At 70.5% G+C, this 22,867-nt stretch carries 20 protein-coding genes; all 20 read right to left on the minus strand.

Going from position 1 to position 22,867, the window contains the following annotated elements; genetic code table 11:
• Nucleotides 1–51 precede the first annotated feature (51 nt).
• Nucleotides 52–1,872, minus strand: coding sequence for a methanol/ethanol family PQQ-dependent dehydrogenase (locus ACWA7K_RS01935; RefSeq protein WP_456165117.1), 1,821 nt, complete (start codon nt 1,870–1,872; stop codon nt 52–54).
• 441 nt (nt 1,873–2,313) lie between these two features.
• Nucleotides 2,314–2,655: a YkgJ family cysteine cluster protein gene (locus tag ACWA7K_RS01940; RefSeq protein WP_456165119.1), complete on the minus strand. Its 342-nt coding sequence runs from the start codon at nt 2,653–2,655 to the stop codon at nt 2,314–2,316.
• A gap of 60 nt (nt 2,656–2,715) precedes the next feature.
• A complete protein-coding gene (locus tag ACWA7K_RS01945) occupies nt 2,716–3,180 on the minus strand; it encodes an MSHA biogenesis protein MshP (RefSeq protein WP_456165121.1) in 465 nt (154 codons plus the stop codon).
• A complete protein-coding gene (locus tag ACWA7K_RS01950) occupies nt 3,177–4,064 on the minus strand; it encodes a PulJ/GspJ family protein (protein ID WP_456165123.1) in 888 nt (295 codons plus the stop codon). Before ACWA7K_RS01950 ends, ACWA7K_RS01945 begins: the two co-directional genes overlap by 4 nt.
• Nucleotides 4,061–4,543, minus strand: coding sequence for a type IV pilus modification PilV family protein (locus ACWA7K_RS01955; protein WP_456165125.1), 483 nt, complete (start codon nt 4,541–4,543; stop codon nt 4,061–4,063). The genes ACWA7K_RS01950 and ACWA7K_RS01955 overlap by 4 nt, the downstream gene beginning before the upstream one ends.
• The gene (locus ACWA7K_RS01960; RefSeq protein WP_456165127.1) at nt 4,527–5,033 is read right to left on the minus strand and encodes a pilus assembly FimT family protein; all 507 of its coding nucleotides are present in this window, start codon (nt 5,031–5,033) and stop codon (nt 4,527–4,529) included. Before ACWA7K_RS01960 ends, ACWA7K_RS01955 begins: the two co-directional genes overlap by 17 nt.
• A 214-nt stretch (nt 5,034–5,247) precedes the next feature.
• Nucleotides 5,248–8,661, minus strand: a complete 3,414-nt coding sequence (locus tag ACWA7K_RS01965; RefSeq protein WP_456165129.1) for a DUF6701 domain-containing protein — start codon at nt 8,659–8,661, stop codon at nt 5,248–5,250.
• A 12-nt stretch (nt 8,662–8,673) separates the two neighbouring features.
• Complete coding sequence (locus ACWA7K_RS01970; RefSeq protein ID WP_456165131.1) at nt 8,674–9,081, minus strand: type II secretion system protein; 408 nt, start codon at nt 9,079–9,081, stop codon at nt 8,674–8,676.
• A gap of 158 nt (nt 9,082–9,239) precedes the next feature.
• A complete protein-coding gene (locus ACWA7K_RS01975; RefSeq protein WP_456165133.1) occupies nt 9,240–10,511 on the minus strand; it encodes a type II secretion system F family protein in 1,272 nt (423 codons plus the stop codon).
• Nucleotides 10,512–10,522: 11 nt separating this feature from the next.
• Nucleotides 10,523–12,250: a GspE/PulE family protein gene (locus tag ACWA7K_RS01980; RefSeq protein ID WP_456165135.1), complete on the minus strand. Its 1,728-nt coding sequence runs from the start codon at nt 12,248–12,250 to the stop codon at nt 10,523–10,525.
• Between the two features lie 10 nt (nt 12,251–12,260).
• Entirely contained in the window at nt 12,261–14,006 is a 1,746-nt protein-coding gene (mshL, locus tag ACWA7K_RS01985) for a pilus (MSHA type) biogenesis protein MshL (protein WP_456165137.1), read from the minus strand.
• On the minus strand, nt 14,006–14,455 hold the full coding sequence (locus tag ACWA7K_RS01990; RefSeq protein ID WP_456165139.1) for a hypothetical protein: 450 nt from the start codon (nt 14,453–14,455) through the stop codon (nt 14,006–14,008). Before ACWA7K_RS01990 ends, mshL begins: the two co-directional genes overlap by 1 nt.
• Entirely contained in the window at nt 14,452–15,159 is a 708-nt protein-coding gene (locus ACWA7K_RS01995) for a hypothetical protein (RefSeq protein ID WP_456165141.1), read from the minus strand. The genes ACWA7K_RS01990 and ACWA7K_RS01995 overlap by 4 nt, the downstream gene beginning before the upstream one ends.
• On the minus strand, nt 15,156–15,839 hold the full coding sequence (locus tag ACWA7K_RS02000) for a PilN domain-containing protein (RefSeq protein WP_456165143.1): 684 nt from the start codon (nt 15,837–15,839) through the stop codon (nt 15,156–15,158). Before ACWA7K_RS02000 ends, ACWA7K_RS01995 begins: the two co-directional genes overlap by 4 nt.
• Nucleotides 15,840–15,852: 13 nt before the next feature.
• Nucleotides 15,853–16,785 carry an agglutinin biogenesis protein MshI gene (locus tag ACWA7K_RS02005; RefSeq protein WP_456165145.1) on the minus strand — a complete coding sequence of 311 codons (933 nt, stop codon included), beginning with the start codon at nt 16,783–16,785 and terminating at the stop codon, nt 15,853–15,855.
• A 790-nt stretch (nt 16,786–17,575) separates the two neighbouring features.
• A complete protein-coding gene (gene ftsB / locus ACWA7K_RS02010) occupies nt 17,576–17,887 on the minus strand; it encodes a cell division protein FtsB (RefSeq protein WP_456165147.1) in 312 nt (103 codons plus the stop codon).
• Between the two features lie 13 nt (nt 17,888–17,900).
• Nucleotides 17,901–19,184: a phosphopyruvate hydratase gene (eno, locus tag ACWA7K_RS02015; protein WP_456165149.1), complete on the minus strand. Its 1,284-nt coding sequence runs from the start codon at nt 19,182–19,184 to the stop codon at nt 17,901–17,903.
• A gap of 107 nt (nt 19,185–19,291) precedes the next feature.
• Nucleotides 19,292–20,149 carry a 3-deoxy-8-phosphooctulonate synthase gene (gene kdsA, locus ACWA7K_RS02020; protein WP_456165152.1) on the minus strand — a complete coding sequence of 286 codons (858 nt, stop codon included), beginning with the start codon at nt 20,147–20,149 and terminating at the stop codon, nt 19,292–19,294.
• Nucleotides 20,146–21,810 (minus strand): CTP synthase, encoded by a 1,665-nt coding sequence (locus ACWA7K_RS02025; protein ID WP_456165154.1) that lies wholly within the window; start codon nt 21,808–21,810, stop codon nt 20,146–20,148. The genes kdsA and ACWA7K_RS02025 overlap by 4 nt, the downstream gene beginning before the upstream one ends.
• A 162-nt stretch (nt 21,811–21,972) precedes the next feature.
• Nucleotides 21,973–22,839, minus strand: a complete 867-nt coding sequence (gene panC / locus ACWA7K_RS02030) for a pantoate--beta-alanine ligase (protein WP_456165156.1) — start codon at nt 22,837–22,839, stop codon at nt 21,973–21,975.
• Nucleotides 22,840–22,867: the final 28 nt, after the last annotated feature.

Genomic DNA, 22,867 nt, shown 5'->3' on the forward strand with positions numbered 1-22,867 from the left:
GGCCGGCGGGCTTGATGCACGCCGGCCTCCTGGTTCAGTCACGCGGCCGGATCAGTTGGGCAGCGCGAACACGGTCAGCGAACCGCCGAGTTCCGTGTACTGGTTCAGCTCCTTGTAGCCACCCACGGCGCCCAGGCCGTCGGTGTCCTTCTCCAGGCCTGCGGCCATGCCGATGCCGGCCCAGCCACCGATGCCCGAGAACACGCCGATGTACTGCTTGCCCTTGTGCTCATAGGTGAACACGTTGCCGATGATCCCGGAGGGCGTCTTGAACTTGAACAGTTCCTTGTTGATGTCGTTCTTGTCGACGCACTTCAGGTAGCCCTCCAGCGTGCCGTAGCACGACAGGCCGCCAGCGGTGTTGAGCGATCCGCTCCAGACCGAGAACTTCTCGGCCTTGGTCTGCACGATCTTGCCGGTGCCGGCATCCCAGGCGATGTAGTTGCCCATGCCACCGTGGCTGCCCGGGGCCGGGAACATCGACAGCGTCGCGCCGACGTACGGCTGACCGGCGGTGTACTCGACCTTGAACGGCTCGTAGTCCATGCAGACGTGGTTGGTCGGCACGTAGAACAGCTTGGTCTCCGGGTCGAACGAGGCCGGCTGCTGGTCCTTCGAGCCCAGCGCTGCCGGGCAGACGCCCTTGGTGTTGACGTCAGGACCGTTCTGCGCCGTCGAGTACTTCGAGACGACCTGCGGGCGGCCGGTCTTCATGTCGACGTGCGTGGCCCAGTTCACCTTCGGGTCGTACTTCTCGGCCACCAGCAGCGCACCGTTGGTGCGGTCCAGGGTGTACGCGAAGCCGTTGCGGTCGAAGTGGACCAGCGCCTTGGTCGGCTTGCCCTTGACGTTGATGTCCGCCAGGATCATCTCGTTGATGCCGTCGAAGTCCCACTCGTCATACGGCGTCATCTGGTAGACCCAGTTGACCTTGCCGGTGTCGACGTCACGCGACCAGATCGACATCGACCACTTGTTGTCGCCCGGGCGTTGCGCCGGGTTCCAGGTCGACGGGTTGCCGGTGCCGTAGTAGACCGAGTTGGTGGCCTTGTCGTAGCTGTACCAGCCCCAGGTGGTGCCGCCGCCGATCTTCCACTGGTCGCCCTGCCAAGTCTTCAGCGACGAGTCCTTGCCGACCGGGGTGACCTTGCCGTCGGCCCAGGTGGTGGTCTTCTCGGGGTCCATCAGCATCTCGCTGTCGGGGCCGACCGAATAGCCCTTCCAGACCTGCTTGCCGGTCTTGATGTCGTAGGCGGCCAGGAAACCGCGCACGCCCCATTCACCGCCGGAGATGCCGGTGATGACCTTGTCCTTGAAGACGTGCGGCGCGTTGGTGTTGACCGCACCCAGCTTCGGATCGCCGTTCTTGACCGACCAGACCAGCTTGCCGGACTTGGCGTCCAGCGCGATCAGGTTGGAGTCGGCCTGCTGCAGGAAGACCTTGCCTTCGGCAAAGGCCAGACCGCGGTTGACCGTGTCGCAGCACATCTGCGGGATCACCGCCGGGTCCTGCTTCGGCTCGTACTTCCAGAGGATCTTCTGGGTGTCGAGGTCGATCGCGAAGACCTTGTTCGGGAACGGCGAGTGCAGGTACATCGTGCCGTCAACGACCAGCGGCGAGCCCTCGTGGCCACGCAGCACGCCGGTCGAGAAGGTCCACGCGACCTGCATCTTGCCGACGTTGCCCTTGTTGATCTGCTTGAGCTGGCTGTAGCGCTGGTTGAACATGTCGCCAGCTTGCATCGCCCAGTTCTTGGGGTTGGCGATGTTCTTCTCGACGTCGGCATTTGCCATCGACAGGGCCGGCATGCCCAGCAGGGCGATGCAGGCCCCGCGGATCAGCCATTGGCTGGTTGCGCCAGATGCATTCATGGAACTGTCTCCTTGCTCTTGCGGTGGTGTTCGGACGGGGTAGGACGGGCTCGCCGGAAACCACCTGACTCCGGCGGGAGCTGAACTGCCCAGCCACTTCCGCAACTCCCGTGCCCGTGATGTCCGCCACGAATGCCGCGATCGGCGCGGTGCGGTGCAGCATCGTCCGGCCGGTCGATGCTTCTTCCGCGTTAACCCTTGAAAGCCACGCCGTCGCGGTGATCGAGAGGCCCCAGAGTCAGCCCGGACATGCGTGTCTTCCCGTGTTCAACGGCCTTTCCGGCCACCACGGTTCAGGGAAAGTCCTGATCCGACCGGGCCCGCAGGCCCCGGTTCAGGCCGATGTCCAAGCCGTCTGCAGACCGCAAGGTGTGGCGCTGCGCGGGCCGTTCGTCATCATCGTCATCACTTTCGGGACACTGTGTTGCAGTGCCCGGCGGCTCAGTCCAGCGCGGGCAGACCGTGGCGGGCGCGGGCCCGCGCGCAGGCCTCGTCTCCGCGTCCGAGCGGTGCCAGCAGGCCGAACTCGCGGCACGGGCCGGGTCGCCATTCATGGATGCCGCAGCTGGCCTTCACGCCCACCGTGCCGACCAGTGCGGCGCAGCGCGGCCGGGCGTGGTCGGTGCCACGCATCCGCGCGGTGTGGTCGTTCAGCTCGACGGCCAGGCCGTCGGGCACGCTGCCGCCGCGCGACTGCAGCTCGTCGCAGGCGAAGTCGACCCGGAAGCTGGCGCAGCAGGCGCCGCAGATCAGGCAGGGGTTGTCGTTCGCGGCGGTGGTCATGGTGTTCGGCGGGGCGGGACAGGCCGTCACGATAGCGGCAAGGCCTCCAGCGGAAGACCTTCAGCGCATGGCCGTCGTCTCGCGCTGCCGCTCGACATAGTTCTGGCCGACCGCGCGGGCCGCGTCCGGACAGCCGGCGCTGCTGTTGCAGGCGGTCGCCTGGATGCGCCAGGCGGTCAGCGTGCGTGGCACGCCGGGGCTGGTCTCGCCCTCGTTCCAGGTGCTGCGCGTGCAGGTGACGCTGACCCACATGCCGGTGTCGGCGCTCAGGTCCAGCGTCTGGCGCGTGCCGGCCGCGCAGGTCGCCCAGCTGCCCTTCAGCGCTTGGTAGAGACCCCATTCGACGCCCGCCCGCGCCGCGAGCCCCGCCCGTGCGGCCAGCAGCGACTGGCTGCCCGCGACCTGCTGGCCCGTGCCCAGGCGGACCAGCGCGGCGGCCAGTCCGGCCAGCACCACCAGCACCGCGATCGCGGCGATGGCGCCCAGGCCGGCCTGCGAGTTGCGCAACAGCCGTCGTGACGTCATGGCGCGTTGGGCACGTGGGCCCCCATGCCGAGGTGGGCGCTCTCGCCGCGCCGGGCCAGGTCCAGCTCGATCCAGACGAAGCCGCTCTGCTGCGTCGCGCCCTGGTTCGGGTCGAACACGAAGTTGCAGGACCGCACGCCGCTGGCGACCACCACGCCGCCGCTGGTCGGGCAGCTGGCGGGCGTCGTCGCGTTGTAGCCGTAGCCGCTCAGGCGCAGCAGCTGGCCGCGGCCGTTGCCCTGCGCATCGAGCGTGCCGTCGGCGCCGACGCAGCTGTAGAAGACCGCCTGCTGCGCCGCCGGCACGAGGTAGTAGCGACCGCCGTCGTAGCCGGGCGAGACCTGCAGCGCGTCGATCGTCAGGCGCGCCACGCCATAGGCCGCGTTCGGCGTCGACACGGCGCTGACGCGGCTGCGGTTCAGGCCCTCGTAGACGTCGTTGCCGTTCTGGTTGTTGATGACGATGGCGTCGTTGACCGCTGCGGCCGTGCCGCTGGTGCTGATCGCGTCGAACACCGTCGTGGTCGTGCCGGTGTCGACCCAGGCGCTGCAGTTCGCGCCCGGCGTGCAGCCCGCGCCGCTGTCGTTGACGGTGTCCGGACCCATGCGGTAACGCCCGCCGCCGCTGGAGGGCAGCAGCTCGAAGCACTGGTTGCCGGGCGTGCGCACCGAGTTCGGCACCGCCCGGCGGACCTCGCGGACCATCGTCGCGACGCTGTTCTCCAGCTCGTCCTGCAGCGTGGCGCGTTCGCGCGTGCCGATGTAGCCGTCGATGGCCGGCCGCAGGAACACCGTCAGCGTCGCGGCCAGCACGCCGGCCACCACCATGACCACGATCAGCTCGACCAGCGTGAAGCCGCGTCTGCGGGGCAGGGCCGGCATCATGAGGCGTAGTCCGTGCGCCAGGTCCGCAGCACCAGGTCGGCACTGCCGCTGCGGCTGACGGTGACGGTGATGCGGCGTGCCGCCGCGATGCTGCCGAGCGTTACGGCCTCCACGTCGACCCGCACCGAGTAGCCCTCGAGCGCCGCGATCGGCGTGCCGTCGATCGTGCAGATGCGCCCGCTGGTGGCATAGCCGTGGTAATCGCCGATGTCGTTCCAGGTGTCGCGCGCGCAGCTGTTCGCGGGCGCGGCGTTGGCGGCGGCGACATAGGGCTTCAGGGCGATCTCCTCGACCATCTCCTCGGCGATGGCCTGCATCTGGCGCTGCACCACCGGGTTGGCCGATCCTCGCGTGACGGTCGAATAGGCCAGCATCACGCCGGCCAGGCCGACGCCGATGACGACCATCGCGATGACCAGCTCGACCAGTGTCAGGCCCTGCGGCGGCCGGCTGCGGCGGGGCCTACTGGACGCGGCCATGCAGGCCCTCCACCGTGATCGTCGCGACATCACCGGCGGCCAGCGTGTAGCTGCTGGTGACGCTGGCGGTGGCGCTGCTGGCGACGCCGCCCGAGGGCAGGAAGTACAGCGTGCGCGACGGGCTGGCCGTGACGCTCCAGCCACGCGGCGCCGTCAGCGCCAGCGGCTTGCCGTCCGGCCCGGGCAGGTCGGCGCTGCAGTCGCTCGCCCCGAAGGTCGACGCGATGCGCAGCCGCAGCACCGGCGGGCTGGCGTTGTCGAACGCGGCACAGACGACCCGCCGATGCCCCACCGCCATCGCGTGCGCCTGCCGCAAGGTCGCCACCACGCCGTCGCGCCAGGCCTGACCCTGCACCTGCGTGCCCGACTGCCAGCGCGGCAAGGCCACGACCGCCATGACGCCGATCATCACCAGCACGGCCACCAGCTCGACAAGCGTGTAGCCGCGCGGGACGGGCGTGGGCAGGGGTGGACGGGCGCGGAGCTTCATCGCGGGGATCGTGCCGCAGGGGGGCGGGGGGTCAAAAGTGGAAAAGATGGGGGTGGGGTGGGTAACTCGGGGAAGGGAGCGGTGGGTGGGGCTGCAAATCCCCCCTGCCCCCCTTTTGCAAAGGGGGGTTCCCGGAGGGCCGCGCGCTGTTGCCGGATCGGTTCCCCCCTTTGCAAAAGGGGGGCTAGGGGGGATTTGGGCTCCCCCGCCGTCCTCAATCCACCTCCCTCACCTGCATCGTCAACCTCGACTCCGGGCTGTACACCCCGAAGCTCGCGCGTGCCGAAGGGTCGCGGTCGAAGGCGGTGCTGCATGAGCCGGTGCGCGAGCGCAGCCAGGGCAGGCCGGCGCCGGTGCTGGTGCCGATGGCGCCGAACGTCCCGCCCGTGCCGGCCACGCAACTCGCGTCGCTGGTGCTGTTGCCCAGGTTGACGGCGACGTCGACCGTGCCGGTGCCCTTGGGGCTCGGCGCGGCCAGGCGCAGCTTGCCCTGACCGCCGCTCAGGCTGATCGACTGCACCGCCGCCGTCCAGCTGGCGCTGCCGCCGCGATGGCTGCGTGGTGTCGCGCGGGCCACGGCGGCGACGGGCAGGACGGTGCAGGTGTCGTCGCTGGACGGCACCCAGCTGCGGCCGCTCCAGTATTCGAGCTGCAGCGCCAGGTCGAGCGGCTGGCTGTCGGTGCCGAAGGCGTTGGACAGGCGCAGCCGGCCGCTGCGGAACGACAGGCTCGGGTCGCTGCCGACGCCGCCGACCGGGGCGCTGCTGACGCCGTCGGCGTCGAGGCCGCGCAGCGCCACGGTGCGCGGGCCGGTCAGCTTGTCGGTGTAGGCATAGGCTGGCGCACCGGTGCCGCTGACCGTCGCGATGCCGGCGCGGAAGCTGCTCGCGGCGATGCTGGCGTTGAGGTAGCCGCCACCGGCGGTGCCGGCCGGATCGGACAGGCTCACGCGCTGAGCCAGTGTCGGCGTGGTCAGGTTGCTGCCGTCGTAGTTGCGCGTGATGGCACCGGCCGCGTTCAGCGCCTGCACGGTCACCGCGAAGGGCTGGCCGGCGTAGCTCCAGGCGCCGCAGGACGGCGTGGCCGTCAGCGCCAGGCGTTTCGGGACGAAGCGGCCGATCGTGCCGGCCGTGCCGGTGCTGCCGAATGCGTCGATGCCGCTGCCCAGGTAGCTGGTCAGCGTGGCGTTCAGGTCGATGCGGCCGACCTCGCTCCAGCTCAGGTTGCTGGTGCTGGCCGCGCCGCCGCTGAAGGCGCCGAGGCTGCCGCTGAAGGTGCCGTCGACCGCGCCGCTGCCGGTCGGCGAGGCCCGCACGGCGCCGAGCGTGACGGCCGCGGGCGTGGCCTCGCGGCCGAAGTTGGGCATCACCGCGCCGGCCGCGTTCAGGGCCCGCACACGGGCGCCGAAGGCCGCACCGGCGACCAGGTTGCCGCTGGGCAGGTTGTCGATCGCCAGCACCGCCGGCGCGGCGATGACGCTGATCGAGCCGCTCAGGCCGAGGCTGCCCAGCACGTCACCGGCCGGGCCGGTCAGGCCGAACAGCAGCTCGATCTGGCCGGCATCGGCATAGGTCAGCCGGACGGTCGCGGTGCCCTGGCTGTCGAAGCTCATCGGGATCGCCGCGCCGGTGCCGTCACACGCCGCCGAGGCAATGGCGCCGGTGTTCAAGGCGGTGCCGTTGATGGCCGCCGGCAAGGTGCCGCTGGACGGGTTCTGGTAGCGGCATCGGCTGACCATCGTGCGCACGCTGTTGGCCAGCGCGGCCACGCAGACGTTGGCGTTGTCGGACTTGCGCACCGCCTTCAGCGTGACGATGTCCTCGACCCCGGCGACGAAGTTCGGCGCGCTGACCAGCAGGCCGACATCGGCCGAGGTGTAGGTGCAGCTCGGGCTGCCGAAGTTGCAGGTCGTGGCGTTGCTGGCTGCCGGAACCGCGAGCGCGACACCGAGGCTGCTCGTGCCGGCCACTGTCAGCTGCATCGGCACGCTGACCGTGCTGCCGCCCGGCGCGATCGTGAAGGCCGTCCCGCCGGACCAGACCATGTTCGCGCTGGACGACGACAGCGTGCCGGTGACGCCGTCGGTGTAGGGCTGCGTGCAGGCCGCGTCCTGGCAGGCCGCCACGACGAGGCTGTCGGCCAGGCAGGTGACGCCCGAGCCGCTCGGGTGACGCAGCTCCAGGTGGTGCAGCGGCGGCGTGCAGGTGTGGGTCTGGACCAGGTCGAGCGCGATCTCGGCCACGCCGAGTTCGTAGTTGGACACGCGCAGCTCGTCGAACTGGCCGTTGGCCGAGTTGACCGTGGCGTTCGAGGGCGCGACGGTGCTGCGGTTGTCGCCGACATAGAGCGAGGCCAGGCTCGGGTCGAGCTGGCCGTTGGTCTTGTTGGTCGCGACCGTCGCGAGCACGCCGTTGAGATAGATCCGCGCCGTGCTCTGGGTGTTGTTGGTGGACGGCAGCAGCGTCCAGGTGACCGCGATGTGGGTCCACGTGCCGGCGGCGATCGCCTGCGCCGCCGTGGTCGCCTGCACCAGCGTGCCGGCGCTGTCGCTGACGATGAACTGCAGCGTGCCGGTGGCCGTGCGCTGCAGGAAGAAGGGCCGGTTCGCGTTGGTTGTCGCGCTCATCAGCATGCCGGCCGTGCCGCTGGCCCAGACCGTGTTGGCGCGGTACCAGAACGACAGCGTGCCGCTGCTGCCGATGGCGGTGTCGACGTCCAGCGAGGTGTCGACCGCCGAGATCGCGGTCGTCGTGTTCAGCGGGATGTCGGCGCGGCGGCAGACGCGGCCGGCGTCCTGCACCGTCGCCGAGCCGACGCGCAGGCCGTTGTTGCGGTTGCCCGAGGCATCGCGCACCTCGCCGATGGCGCCGCTCCACGGGAAGGTCTCGTCGAAGCGGTATTCGGCCACCCGGACCGGCGTGGCGCTGGGCTTGTACCAGCGGATCGCCGTGCCGTTGGCGTTGTAGCCGCTGTTGTACGAGTACTGCGTGTAGTCGGTCGCGTCGATCTGCACGCCGATGGTCGCGTTCGAGCCCGAGGCGTTGGCGTTGCCGTACTGGAACTTGAACTCGCCGTTCTCGAACAGGATGATCTGGAAGGTGTAGGGCGTGCTGGTGTTGTACTGGAAGACGTTGTTCCAGCTGACCACCACGTAGCGGTTCGGCGCCGTGCCCTTCTGTTCCCACGTCACCGCACCGGCGCCGCTGCGGCCGGGGTCCAGGTCGGCCCAGTAGGCCATCAAGACGTTGCTCGTGTCGGTCGCGGCGCAGCCGCCACCCGCCGAGCCCGGCTTGCCGATCGGCATGGCCGTGTTGCTGTAGCTGCGGAAGAAGCCGGTGTCGGCGCCGAACTGCAGGCCGCCATTGGTCAGCACCCGCACCGAGGGCTGGGCCGTGCCGGCGAACGGGAAGGTGAAGCCGCCGGTGAAGGTGATCGTGGCGCGGTCGTCGTCACCCGCGTAGCTGGTGCAGCCGCCGGTCCAGCTGATCGTCTGCGAGGCCGTCTCCCACGCGAAGCTGTCGCTGCGGTAGCTGTACGTGGCGGCGCGGGCCGTGCCGGCCAGGCAGAGCCCGGCGAGCAGCAGCCCGCGCAACAGGTGCGGGAAGAGGCGAACAAGCCAGGCCGCCACGCGCCCGTCCGGTCAGTTGCCGGCGGAGACGCCGACGAAGGTCTGGCTGTAGGTCGTGGTGCCGACGGTCTTGCTGACCGAGCAGCTGGCGGTCGCGCCGTTGGTCGTGCCGATGTCGGCGCCGACGGCCGAGGCCGCATAGGCGGCCGGCAGGCCACCTTGCATCAGGCCGCCGACGTTGGCGCAGGCGGTGACCTTGACGCACTTGCCGGACGTGACGACGTTGCCGGTCAGCGCGCAACCGCTGTAGTTCAGGTTCATCGCCGCGCCGGCCGCACCGGCCACGCTGTCGACGGCGGCCTGTTCGGCGTCGCCGCGCATGTCGATGAACTTCGGCAGCGCGGTCGCGGCCAGCACGCCGAGGATGACGATGACGACGATCAGCTCGATCATCGTGAAGCCTTTTTGTTGCAGTCGCATGGGTCTCTCCAGGGTCAGAGGTAGTGGGTACTGATCGAACTGATCAAACGGTTTGTCCATTTGTGTTTTCGGAGATTCTTGGGTCGGGTTGAGAGCCTCGATCGGGGGATGTGTCACGTGTTGTTCAGGTAAATCCGATGTCCGGACGGGATGTCGGCTCAGTGCTTCATCGCCGTGCTGCCCAGGTCCCAGACCGGCAGGAACACGCCCAGCGCGAGCATCAGCACCAGCACGCCCAGCATCACGATCAGGATCGGCTCGATCTGCTGGCCCAGCGTCTTGAGCTCGTACTCGACCTCGCTGGCGTAGAAGCCGGCGACCTCGTCCATCAGCTCGTCGACCGCGCCGGTCTCCTCGCCGACCGCGATCATCTGCAGCACCACCGGCGTGAAGACCCCGGCCGAGGCCGCCGCGCGCAGGATCGAGTCGCCGCGTTCGACCGCACCGCGCATGCCGTCCAGGCGCCGCGCGATGTGCTGGTTGTCGACCGTCTGCGCGACCACGCTGAGCGCCTGCTCGATCGGCACGCCGCTGCGCAGCGCCAGCGCGAAGCTGCGCGAGAAGCGCGCCAGCATCGCCTTGCGGACGATCTTGCCGGCCACCGGCACCTGCAGCAGCGCCGCGTCGATGCGCAGCCGGCCTTCGGGCGTGCGGCGCCAGGCGCGCAGGCCGAACCAGCCGCCGACGGCAGCCAGCGCCATCGCCCAGCCCCAGTCGATCGTGAACTGCGAGGTCGCCATCAGCACGCGGGTGGGCAGCGGCAGGGCCGCACCGGCGGCGGCGAAGACGCTGGCAAAGGCCGGGATCACCATCAGGTTGATGACACCCAGCGCCACCACCATCGCGGCCACCACGAAGCTCGGGTAACGCATCGCGGCCTTGACCTGCTGGCGCAGCGTGGTCTCGAACTCGAGGTGATGGAACAGCCGCAGGAAGACCTCGTCGAGCCGGCCGGTCATCTCGCCCACACGCACCAGCGCGACGTAGATCGGGTCGAAGACACGGTCATGCCGGGCCATCGCCATCGACAGCGCGATGCCCGATTCGAGGCTCTTGCGGACCTCCAGCAGCACGTCCTTGACCGCCGGGTTGACGGCAGATTCCTGCAGCCCGGCCAGGGCCCGCAGGATCGGCACGCCCGAGCGCAGCAGCGTGTGCAGCTGGCGGCTGAACAGCATCAGGTCGACCGGGCGGACCTGGGGCGCGAACAGGCCGCGGCGGGGTTCGGCCGCGTCGCGGCGGCGCGGCAGGCCGGCACGCAGCCGGGTCAGCCAGCCGGGGGTCGAACCCGGGCCGGACTGCGGCCGGATCGTCAGCGGCGTGATGCCGCGCCCGCGCAGCAGGTCGGCGCAGGCGGCGGGGCTGGCGGCTTCCAGCACGCCTTCGGTGGCACCGCCGTTGGCATGGCCGGTCCAGGCGAACGAGGGCATCGTCGTGGCCCTCACTCGCCTTGCAGGTGGCTCACGCGCATGGCCTCGGCCAGCGTGGTGCGGCCGGCCAGCACCAGTTCGGCGGCGGCGCGGCCGAGCGTGTGGCCGGCCATCTGGCGACGTCCGGCGGCGGTGAACGCGGCCGGGTCGCCGTGGTTGATCGCCTCGACCAGTTCGGGCGTCATCTCGATCAGCTCGTGCACGCCGGTGCGGCCGCTGTAGCCGGTGTGGCTGCACTCGTTGCAGCCGCGGCCCTGGCGCACCTGGGCGGCATCGATGCGCTGGCCGGCCGGCAGGTGCGAGGCCAGCCAGGCGGCCTCCTGCGGGTCCGGCGCATGCGGTTCGGCGCAGTGGCTGCAGACGGTGCGGACCAGCCGCTGCGCCAGCACCATCTGCAGCGACAGCGCGACCATGTAGCGCGGCACGCCCATGTCGATCAGCCGCAGCGGCGTGGACAGCGCGTCGTTGGTGTGCAGCGTCGACAGCACCAGGTGACCGGTCAGCGCGGCGCGCATGCCGATCTCGGCGGTGGTCTGGTCACGCATCTCGCCGACCAGGATCACGTCCGGGTCCTGGCGCAGCGCAGCCCGCAGCACGCGGTCGAAGCCGAGGTCGATCTTGTCGTGCACCTGCACCTGGTTCAGGCCCGGCAGGCGGTATTCGACCGGATCCTCGACCGTGATGATCTTGCGTTCGCTGCTGTTGAGCGCGTTGAGCGCCGCGTACAGCGTGGTGGTCTTGCCGCTGCCGGTCGGGCCGGTCACCAGCAGCATGCCGTGCGGCCGGGCGATCGAGCGCCGCAGCGCCTTCACGACCCGCTCGGGCATGCCCATCGATTCCATCGACAGCAGGCCGTTGGACGGGTTCAGCAGCCGCATGACGACCGATTCGCCGTGCTGCGTCGGCATGGTCGAGATGCGCACGTCCAGCGCGCCGCCGCGCAGCGTGACGGCGAAGCGGCCGTCCTGCGGCAGGCGCTTCTCGGAGATGTCTAGGCCCGACATCAGCTTCAGGCGCAGCGCGACCGCACCGGCGATGCGCGCGTCGGCCTCGGTCTGCACATGCAGCACGCCGTCGATGCGGAAGCGGATGCGCAGCGCGCCGGCCTGCGGCTCGATGTGGATGTCCGACGCGCGCACGCGCAGCGCCTCGTCGAAGACCGAATACAGCAGCCGCACGACCGGTGCGTCCTCGGTGCTGGCGGTGCCCAGGCCGAGCAGCTCGCCCAGGTTGCCGGCCAGGCCGCTCTCGACGCTGTCGAGTTCGGTCGTCAGCTCGCGCGCCAGGCCGGCGATGGCCTCGGTGTTGCGGTAGCTGCGCTCGATCGCGGCGATCAGCTGGCCCTCGGCCATGACGACGAGCTCGAAGTCCCGCTTGAGCAGCCGCGCGACCTCGTCGTAGGCGGCCATGTCGGTCGGATCGGCCATCGCCACGCGCAGCGCGCCGGCGTTCTCCTCGATCACCAGCGCGCGCAGCCGGCGCGCCTGCACCTCGGGCAGCAGCCGGGCCACCTCGGGGCGGATCGAGCGCTGGCCCAGGTCGACGAAGGGGACACGCAGCTGGCCGGCCAGCGCGCGGGCGATCTGGCCCTCGTTGACCCAGCCGTTGTCGATGAAGACGCGGCCGAGCTTGCGGCCGGTCGACTTCTGCGCGGCCAGCGCCTGGTCGAGCTGCGACGGCGTGATCAGGCCCTGCTGGACCAGCAGGTCGCCCAGGCGGATGCGTTCGGGACGGGCCATGTCGCGGTCCTCAGCGGACGGAGCCGTCGATCACCAGCGCGGCGCGCGGGGCCGGGGCTTCGCGTTGGGCACCGGTGTCGGCCTTCTCGTCGGCCTTTTCGTCTGCCTTCTCCGGCCAGGGCTGCAGCCGACTGGTCGGCTGGCGCGGGTCGGCCTCGGGCCACGGTGCGCCGTCGCGCACGATGGTCGGCTTGATCAGGATGACCAGCTCGCGCTTGCGCATCGAGGTCGCCTTCTGGCGGAACAGGCCGCCCACCACGGGCAGTTCGCCCAGGCCGGGGATGGCGGTGCTGTCCTCGCGGCGCTCCTGGCTCATCAGGCCGCCGATCGCGGCGATCTCGCCGTCGCGCAGGCGCACGATGCTGTCGGTCTCGTTGACCGCGCTGCTGGCCAGCGGCAGCTGGTAGCTGCCCAGCGAGCCGAGGTTGATGGCCTTCTGCTTCTCGGTCACCGTGCTGATGGCCGGGTGGACATGCAGCATCACCTGGCCGTCATCGCCGATCTGCGGCGTGACGTCCAGCGAGATGCCCGAGAAGAACGGCTGCAGCACGACCGACGGCGTCGACGAACTGGTGCTCCCGGTGCTGGTCGTGGTCGACGAGACGCCGGTGACGTAGAGCTCGTCGCTGCCGACCTTCAGCACGGCCTTCTGGTTGTTCAGCGTGGCGATGCGCGGGCTCGACAGCACCTGCACCTTGCCCTGGCCGTCCAGGAAGCTCAGCAGCGCGGCGAAGTGGGTCGACTGGAAGGCCAGGCCGTAGAACGGCGCCGTGCTGCTGCCCGAGGCCAGGTTGCCGCCCGGCGTGATGGCGGTGCCATTGACATTCAGCGCGCCGCTGGCCGCCAGCGTCACGCCCGGCTGCGCCATGCCCACGCTGATCGCGCCGCCCAGCGCGCGGCCGAAGGCCGACCAGTTGATGCCGGTCTGGCTGCTCTCGCCGAGCTCGACCTCCAGGATCTTGGCTTCGAGCATCACCTGCCGCTCGATGCTGACCTGCACCGCCTGCAGGTAGGACTCGACCTGGCGCAGCTCGGCCGGCGTCGCCCGCACGACCACCACGCCGGCGGCCGGGTTCAGCACCAGGCTGCGGCGTGGCGCGGGGCTGGCCGCCGGGCCGGTGTCGGCGCCGTTCTCGTCCAGGCCCAGCAGGGCTTGCAGCGAGGCCTTCACGTCGCGCCAGAAGTCGGCGTCGGAACTGGTGCGCACATAGGCGCTGTCGTCGCTGCGGCCGTTGTGGCCGGCACCGCCTGGGCTGTTGCCGCCGTTGCCCGACGCGCCGCCGTAGGCGCCCGACGACGACGCGCCGTTCGGGCCGTTCTGGCCGTTCTGGCCGTTCCCGCTGGTGATCGACGCCGAGCTGACCCGCAGGTCGCTGGTGCCCTGGCGACGGCCGGGCAGGTAGTTGACGCGGAACAGCCGGGTCTGGACCGTGTTGGGCAGCACGTGCACGCGCTTGCCGTTGGCGCCGCCGAAGCGGACCTCGTAGCCGTACAGCTCGCGCAGCGTCTCCAGCGCCTCGGGCACGGTGGTGCCGCGCAGGTTCAGCGTGATGTTGCCGGCGACGTCCGGGCTGACCAGCATCTGCCAGTCACTGCCCATGCCGAGCTGCATGAAGACCTGGGCGGCCGGCGCCTGGTTCAGCGCCAGGTCGAAGCGGGGTTCTGCCGCCCGCGCGGGGCATGCGGCCAGCAGCGCCAGGGCGACGCCGACCAGCGTGGCGGTCAGCCGGGGCGAGGGGGAGGTCGATCGGGGCATCACGGTTCCTTGTGCAGGCGCGGGGCGGCCAGCAAGGGCAGCCACAGCGTGGCGGTGTCGGGGCCGGCGGCGGCCAGTCGGCGCAGCAGCACGCCGTCGTCGCCGATGCGTTCAAGCCGCCAGTCGCGCCCCAGCGTCTGACCGGCCAGCAGCAGCTGACCGTCGAGCAGGGCGCTGCGCGGGCCGTCTTCGGGCGTCATCAGGGCCTGCAGCTGCGGCGGCGGCACGACCCGGGCCGGTGCCGGCGCGCGGTTGCCCGCCGCGTTGACGGCACCCAGCCGGGCGACCGGCGCGGGGCTGGTGTTGCCCGGCGTGGCCGGGCGTGCGGCGCCCATCGGCCGGGTCGGGTCCGGCAAGGTCTGGGCCGGCACGGGGCCACTGCCCAGCAGCGCGGTCAGCGCCGCGACGGCGGTCAGCAGCGGCAGGGTCCAGGTCGGTTCCTGTTTCACAGCTGCACCCATCCGGCTTGCGGGCTGAGCGTGTAGACGCGCAGCGTCAGCACGGTCCGCGGGTGTTGCTCGACCTGCAGCTGCAGACTGCCCCACAGCAGCTTCTGCGGCAGGGCTTCGAGCGCCTGCAGGTAGGCCAGCAGCTCGGGGTAGCTGCCTTCGACGCGGATCTCCACGCCGTGGCGGTACAGCGCCGGCGGGTCGTTGTTCGGTGTGGCCGCGGATGCGGCCGGCGCGGCGGATGCGGCCACCACGGCCGGTGCGCCCACCGGGGTCTGGCCGAGCGACTGCATCGAGCGCACGCGCAGGCCGTGGCGGCGGCCGATCAGTTCGCCCAGCAGCTGCGGCATCTGGTCGGCGGCGACGAGTTCCTGGCGCGTGCCGTCGACCGGCTGCGCCAGCCGGGCTTCCAGCGCGGCGACTTCCGCCTGCATCCGGCCGACATCGGCGGTGTGGCGGTCGACCAGCGCGGCCTGGTCGGCCTGCAGGCGCAGCAGGCCGGCTTCCAGCGCCTGGTGCTGCTGGTGCAGGCCCTGCCAGTCCTGCCAGGCGCGTTCGAGCCACAGCGCATGCGCGAGGCCCAGCAGCAGCACGGCGGCGCTGGTGATCATCAGGACACGTTCGCGCGGCGCGCGGGCGTCGAAGGCGCGGGCGGCCTGGCGCCACAGCGCGGCCATGCGGGACGGGGGCTGGGCCTGGCTCATGGTGTGGAACGGGCGTTGGCGGACGGGCCACCGGGGTTGCCCGCCGAACCGACGGCCAGCGGCAGCAGGGTGCTGCGCAGCACGAACTCGGTCAGGCCGGCGGCTTCGGGATCGGCACCTTCGGCGGCCAGCCGGCGCAGCTGCAGCTGCGCGAAGGCGCGACCCTGCAACAGCGGCTCGCGGCGCAGCCGTTCGAGGTAGCCGGGCATCGCGGCCGGATCGGCCATGCGGCCAACCAGCTCGATCGACTGGCCGTCCGGGCCGACCGTCACGCCGGTCAGCCAGACGGCGGGATCGGCCTGACGCGCCAGCGCCATCAGCAGCTCGGCATGGCCACCGGCACGGCCGGCACTGCCACCCGCGATGACCTGGCGGACCTGCTGGCGCGTGGCGTCCTGCAGGCGCAGCTGCTGCCAGCGCGCGCTCAGCGCGTCGTGCGCGGCGTCGCCCTGCGGCAGCGCGGCGAGGTGCTGCTGCATCTGCTCGCGCTGCTGCGACAGGGCGGCCTGCATCGCGGCCATCTCGGCCCGTTCCTGGCGGCTCATCAGCATCAGCGCCGGCACGCTGGCGGTGCACAGCAGGGCCAGCAGGCCCAGCAGCGCGACACCCTGTTGCCAGGTCGCCCAGGGCCGCTGGCGCCGCAGGTCGGCGCTGAGCAGGTTGAGGTGCTGGGTGCTCACGTTCGGATCCGTCTCATTCGGGTCGCAGCGCCGCGCCGATCGCGCACAGGTAGCGGGCCTGCTCGGCCGGGTCGGACAGCGCCGGCACGGCGTCGATGTCGACCTGGGCGGCCAGTTCGTAGGGCTGCACCGGCAGGTCGACCAGGCCGCCGAGGTGGGCGATGAAGCCCGTTGCATGGCCCGGGCAGACCTGCAGCCGACCGATGCCGACGCGGTTGAACAGGCGCTCGCAGTGGTCCAGCGTGCGCAGGATCTCCAGCGCCGCGCGGTCCCAGGCGGCGGTGGCGTCCGGCGCCGGGTCGTCGGTCGGTTCGACCTGGGCCAGCGTGAGGTCGAGCGGGCGGGTCATCAGCAGCTCGCCCATCGCGGTGATCACCAGCGCGCCGTGGCGCTCACCCAGCCACAGCAGCGCGACGCCACGCGGGCCGTCCTCGCCGAGGGTGCACAGGTTGCGCAGGGCGGTGTCGGGCAGGTCGATCGCCTGCCAGGGCATGCGGGCCTCGTCGCCGCCCTGCACGATCGCCTCCAGCGCCGTGCGCGGCGCGACCGCCGCGAGCAGGCCGGCGCGGCCCCGCTGGCTGGCGTCGGCCGGCACTTCGAGCAGGTCGATGCCGGCGTCGTCGACCGGGAAGTCGACCATGTCCTTGAGCTGCCAGCGCACCGCATCGCGCCACGACTCGCGCGGCACGTCCGGCGCGTCCAGCGGCAGCAGCTGGTACTGCTCCCGCTGCAGCAGCGCGACGCTGCGCAGCCCGCGCAAGGCCGGCTCGCGCCTCAGCTGTCCCAGCCCGACGGCCGGTTCCTGCCAGCCGGCACTGCCCACCCACCGCAACTGCGGCCGCATCTCGCCCGCCGGCCACACCACATGCGCCGCCCGCGCCAGCTCACCCACCGGCGCAACCGCGAGCCATCCCGGCTGCTGGCGCTTGGCAGATCGACTGAACATGAAGGGCTCCCGCGTTTGGCCAAGGTGATGGCGACGGGGTGCATCTTGCGTTCAGGATTGGGGGTTCCAAGCTGAAAAAAACGCGCAAAAACAAGGCTGTCTGTGGCGCGGGGCATCACCGCGGGGAATGGGCATTGGCGCCCGAACCACCCCGTCAGGCTGCGCCTGCCACCCCTCCGGAGGAGGGGAACAAAGGCACGTTGCCGACGGCAACGCTGATCGCGTCGGCAACGGCAACGCTGAAGACCTGCCAGCACACCGCCCCATTCCCCTCCTCCGGAGGGGTACGCCGTAGGCGGGGAGTGGTGGTTTTCGGGCTGTAGCGCCCTGCCACCAAACCACCCCGTCAGGCTCCGCCTGCCACCCCTCCGGAGGAGGGGAATGAAGACGCGTTGCCGAAGGCAACGCTGGTGTCTCGCCAGCACCGGCAACGCCGCTGACCTGCAGGCACGCCACCGCCCCATTCCCCTCCTCCGGAGGGGTACGCCGTAGGCGGGGGGTGGTGGTCTTCGGGCTGTAGCGCCCTGCCACCAAACCACCCCGTCAGGCTGCGCCTGCCACCCCTCCGGAGGAGGGGAATGAAGACACGTTGCCGAAGGCAACGCAGTGACGGCGAAGGCGGGGGGTTTTCGGGCTGCAGCGCCTGGCCACCAACCACCCCGTCAGGCTGCGCCTGCCACCCCTCCGGAGGAGGGGAATGAAGGCAGGTTGTCAGCAGCAGCGTTGCCCGTCACGCGTCCATGAAAAAGGACGCCCTCGGGCGTCCTCTGTTGTCGAGCGTGCGGCGCGCTCAGCGGTTGGCGGCGTGGCGGTACTGGACCAGCAACTCGTCGGGGCGGACCATGCCGTGTTCCAGGCGGGCCCGTTCCTCGATGGTCTCCAGGCCGTCGCGCAGGTCCTCGACCTCGGCGGTCAGGCGGGCGTTGCGCTGGCGGGCGTCGGCGTTGCGGTCGCGTTGCTCGGCGATCAGCCGGTCCAGTTCGTTGACGCGCGGCATGCCGCTGCGGCCGAACCAGAGTTCCAGGTGGACCAGCCCGAGCAGGACCACCAGGACCAGCGTCACGCCGCGCATGCCGATCACCTCGCCGGGTGCCCGTGCCATGTCCGCCGCTGCCTCAGCGCAGGTTGTAGAAGGCCGCGCGGCCCGGGTACACCGCCACGTCGCCCAGGTCTTCCTCGATGCGCAGCAGCTGGTTGTACTTGGCCATGCGGTCGCTGCGGCTCATCGAACCGGTCTTGATCTGGCCGGCGTTGGTCGCCACGGCGATGTCGGCGATGGTGCTGTCCTCGGTCTCGCCCGAGCGGTGGCTGATGACGGCGGTGTAGCCCGCGCGCTTGGCCATCTCGATGGCGGCGAAGGTCTCGCTGAGCGTGCCGATCTGGTTGATCTTGATGAGGATCGAGTTGGCGATGCCCTTGTCGATGCCTTCCTTCAGGATCTTGGTGTTGGTGACGAACAGGTCGTCGCCGACGATCTGGACGTTCTTGCCCAGGCGGTCGGTCAGCAGCTTCCAGCCGTCCCAGTCGCCTTCGGCCATGCCGTCCTCGATCGAGATGATCGGGTACTTGTCGACCCAGGTCGCCAGCATGTCGGTCCATTCCTGGGCCGTCAGCGACATGCCTTCGCCTTCCAGGTGGTACTTGCCGTCCTTGTAGAACTCGCTGGCGGCGCAGTCCAGGCCCAGCGCGATCTGCTCGCCGGCGCGGTAGCCGGCCTTGTCGATGGCGTCGAGGATCAGCTGGATCGCGGCCTCATGGCTGGCCACGCTCGGGGCGAAGCCGCCCTCGTCGCCGACCGCCGTGCTGATGCCCTTGTCGTGCAGGATCTTCTTGAGCGCGTGGAAAACCTCGGCGCCCCAGCGCAGGGCCTCGCGCAGGCTCGGTGCGCCCACGGGGATGATCATCATCTCCTGCAGGTCGAGCGTGTTGTTGGCGTGCGCGCCGCCGTTGATGACGTTCATCATCGGCACGGGCAGCTGCACCGCGCCCATGCCGCCGAAGTAGCGGTACAGCGGCAGGCCGGATTCCTCGGCCGCCGCGCGGGCCACGGCCATCGAGACGGCCAGCATCGCGTTGGCGCCCAGGCGGCCCTTGTTGTCGGTGCCGTCGAGGTCGATCAGGGTCTTGTCGAGGAAGGACTGCTCGGCGGCGTCCAGGCCCAGCACGGCCTCGCTGATCTCGGTGTTGATGTTCTGGACGGCCTTCAGCACGCCCTTGCCGAGGTAGCGGCTCTTGTCGCCGTCACGCAGCTCGATCGCCTCGCGGCTGCCGGTCGAGGCGCCGCTCGGGACGGCGGCGCGGCCCATCACGCCGCTTTCCAGCAGCACGTCGCATTCGACGGTGGGGTTGCCGCGGCTGTCGAGGATCTCGCGGCCGACGATGTCGACGATGGCACTCATGTGGGTTCTCCGTGAATCAGGGGGGTGATGTGGGCTTGCAGCGCGCGGAGCATGCCGCAAACCGGTTTCGCGGGGGTCTCAAGCTGCGGCGCGGCGCGGCGGATGTCTCAGCAGCTGAAGTCGTTCTCGAGCAGCGGTTGCGCCTTGACCACGCGGTCCAGCGCCACCAGCTGCGACAGCAGCGCCTTCATGTGGCGCAGCGGCACGGCGTTCGGGCCGTCGCTGAAGGCCTTGGCCGGGTCGGGGTGGGTCTCCATGAACAGGCCGGCCACGCCGACGCCGACGCCGGCACGCGCCAGCACCGGCACCATCTCGCGGGCGCCGCCGCTGGAGCCGCCCAGGCCGCCGGGCTTCTGGACCGAGTGGGTCACGTCGAAGACGACCGGCGCGCCGGTGTTGCGCATCTCGGCCAGGCTGGTCATGTCGGCCACGAGGTTGTTGTAGCCGAAGCTCACGCCGCGTTCGCAGGCCAGGAACAGGTCTTCCGACAGACCGGCCTCGCGCGCGGCGGCACGGGCCTTGTCGATGACGTTCTTCATGTCCCAGGGCGCCAGGAACTGGCCCTTCTTGATGTTCACCGGCTTGCCGGACTGGGCCACGGCGCGGATGAAATCGGTCTGGCGGCACAGGAAGGCGGGCGTCTGCAGCACGTCGACGACGCTGGCGACCTCGGCGATCTGCGAGGCGTCGTGGACGTCGGTCAGCACCGGCAGGCCGGTCTGGCGGCGCACCTCGTCGAGGATCTTCAGGCCGGCATCCATGCCCACGCCGCGCAGGCTGGTGCCCGAGGAGCGGTTGGCCTTGTCGAACGAACCCTTGTAGATCAGCGGGATGCCCAGGCTGTCACAGGCTTCCTTGAGCAGGCCGGCGACGTCGAGCGTGATCTGCAGGCCCTCGATCGAGCAGGTGCCGGCGATCAGGAAGAAGGGCCGGTCCAGGCCGGCCTCGAAACCGCAGAGCTTCATGCCGAGGTCTCCTTCAGTCGCTGCTGGCGATGCTGCAGCGCCGCGTCGATGTAGCTGATGAACAGCGGGTGGCCGTCCCACGGCGTCGACTTGAACTCGGGGTGGAACTGCACGCCGACGTACCAGGGGTGGACGCTGCGCGGCAGCTCGACCATCTCGGTCAGCTTCTCGCGCTGGGTGATGGCCGAGATGACGAGGCCGGCGTCCTGCAGGCGCTGCAGGTACTTCTCGTTGGCCTCGTAGCGGTGGCGGTGGCGCTCGGTCACGACCGGGCCGTAGATCTCGTGGGCCAGCGTGCCGGGCTTGACGTCCGAACTCTGCGAGCCCAGGCGCATCGTGCCGCCGAGGTCGGAGTTGGCGTCGCGCTTCTGGATCGAGCCGTCGGCGTCCTGCCACTCGTCGATCAGGGCGATGACCGGGTGCGGGCCGTCGGGTTCGAACTCGGTCGAGTTGGCACCGGCCAGGCCGGCCTTGTGGCGGGCGTATTCGATCGTCGCGACCTGCATGCCCAGGCAGATGCCCAGGTAGGGGATGCCGTGTTCGCGGGCGTAGCGGGCGGCCTCGATCTTGCCCTCGATGCCGCGCTTGCCGAAGCCGCCGGGCACCAGGATCGCGTCGTAGCGCGACAGCTCGCCGACCGTGTCGGGCGTCAGCGTCTCGGAGTCGACGTATTCGATGTTGACCTTGGCATGGTGGTGGATGCCGGCGTGGCGCAGCGCCTCGTTGAGCGACTTGTACGAGTCCGACAGCTCGGTGTACTTGCCGGCCATCGCGATCGTCACCTCGGACTTCGGATGTTCGACCTCGTTGACCAGGCGGTCCCAGCGCTTGAGGTTGGCCGGACGCGTGAACAGCTGCAGCTTCATGCAGATCAGCTCGTCCAGGCCCTGCTCGTGCAGCATGCGCGGCACCTTGTAGATCGTGTCGGCGTCCCACACCGAGATCACGCCGTGGCGGGCGACGTTGGTGAACAGCGAGATCTTCTCGCGCTCGTCGTCGGGGATCGGCCGGTCGGCGCGGCACAGCAGCGCGTCGGGCTGGATGCCGATCTCGCGCATCTTCTGGACCGTGTGCTGCGTCGGCTTGGTCTTGAGCTCGCCGGCCGCGGCGATCCACGGCACGTAGGTCAGGTGGACGAAGGCGGCGTTGTTCGGGCCGGACTTCAGGCTCAGCTGGCGCACCGCTTCGAGGAAGGGCAGGGACTCGATGTCGCCGACCGTGCCGCCGATCTCGACGATGGCCACGTCGACCGCGTCATCGGTGCCGATGCCGGCGCCGCGCTTGACGAAGTCCTGGATCTCGTTGGTGACGTGCGGGATGACCTGCACGGTCTTGCCGAGGTAGTCGCCGCGACGTTCCTTCTCGAGCACGGACTTGTAGATCTGGCCGGTCGTGAAGTTGTTCGACTTCTTCATCCGCGTGGTGATGAAGCGCTCGTAGTGGCCGAGGTCGAGGTCGGTTTCCGCACCGTCGTCGGTGACGAACACCTCGCCGTGCTGGAACGGGCTCATCGTGCCCGGGTCGACATTGAGGTAGGGATCGAGCTTGATGAGGGTGACCTTCAGCCCGCGACTTTCGAGGATCGCGGCCAGCGAAGCTGCCGCGATGCCCTTGCCGAGCGAAGACACCACACCGCCGGTGACGAAGACAAACTTGGTCATGTGGAGCGGCCCTCCCTTGGCGCTCGCGCACCACCCGGAAAGCGGGTGGCGGGGCGGACAGGAGGGCCGTGGTGGTAAAGGGAGATTATAGGTGCGACGGCCTGAAGGGCCGGTCGCCACGGGGCTGCGCGGGCAGCGGGGGCGGCGGGGGCTGGGCGGGCCTCAGCCCTCGACGTTGTCGATCAGCCGCGTGCTGCCCAGCCGGGCCGCGCCCAGGGCCACCAGCGGGATGCCGGCGGCGAGTTCGGCGGCCTGCGGCGCGAGCAGGTCGGTGCGGCGGCGCACGGTCAGGTAGTCGGGCGCCCAGCCTTGCGCGGCCAGCGCGGCAAGGGCCTCGGACTCGATCACCGCCAGGTCCGCCCCGGCGCCGTCGCGCCGCACCCGTTCGAGCAGGGCTCGCAAGGCCGCCGACAGCTGCAGCGCCTGCGCCCGCTCCGCCTCGCTCAGGTAGCCGTTGCGCGAGGACAGCGCCAGGCCCTGCTCGCTGCGGCGGGTCTCGCCGGCGATCACCTCGATGGGCAGCGCGAACTGCTCGACCAGCCGGCGCAGCACCATCAGCTGCTGGTAGTCCTTCTTGCCGAAGATGGCCAGCTGCGGCTGCACGATCGTGAACAGCTTCATCACCACGGTGCAGACACCCGTGAAGAAGCCGGGCCGGAAATGGCCTTCCAGCAGCTCGGCCAACGCCGGGTCCGGCAGCACCTTGTAGCTCTGCGGCTGCGGGTACATCTCGCGTTCGTCGGGCGCGAAGACCAGGTCGCAGCCGGCACCGGCCAGCAGCTCGGCGTCGCGGCCGAGCGTGCGCGGGTAACGGTCGAAGTCCTCGTGCGGCGCGAACTGCAGCCGGTTCACGAAGATGCTCGCGACGACCGTGCCGGCGGGGCCGACCCGCTCGCGCACCTGTCGCACCAGCGCCAGGTGGCCGTCGTGCAGGTTGCCCATCGTGGGCACGAGGGCGACGTCGCCGGCCGGCGCGGGGCGGTCCTTCAGGACCTGCCGCAGCGCGGCGATGGTGTGGACGATCTGCATGGAGGAGGCGGGGGACTGCTTCAGGGTG

It is taken from the genome of Leptothrix mechoopdaensis (SeqCode), from assembly GCF_053893855.1.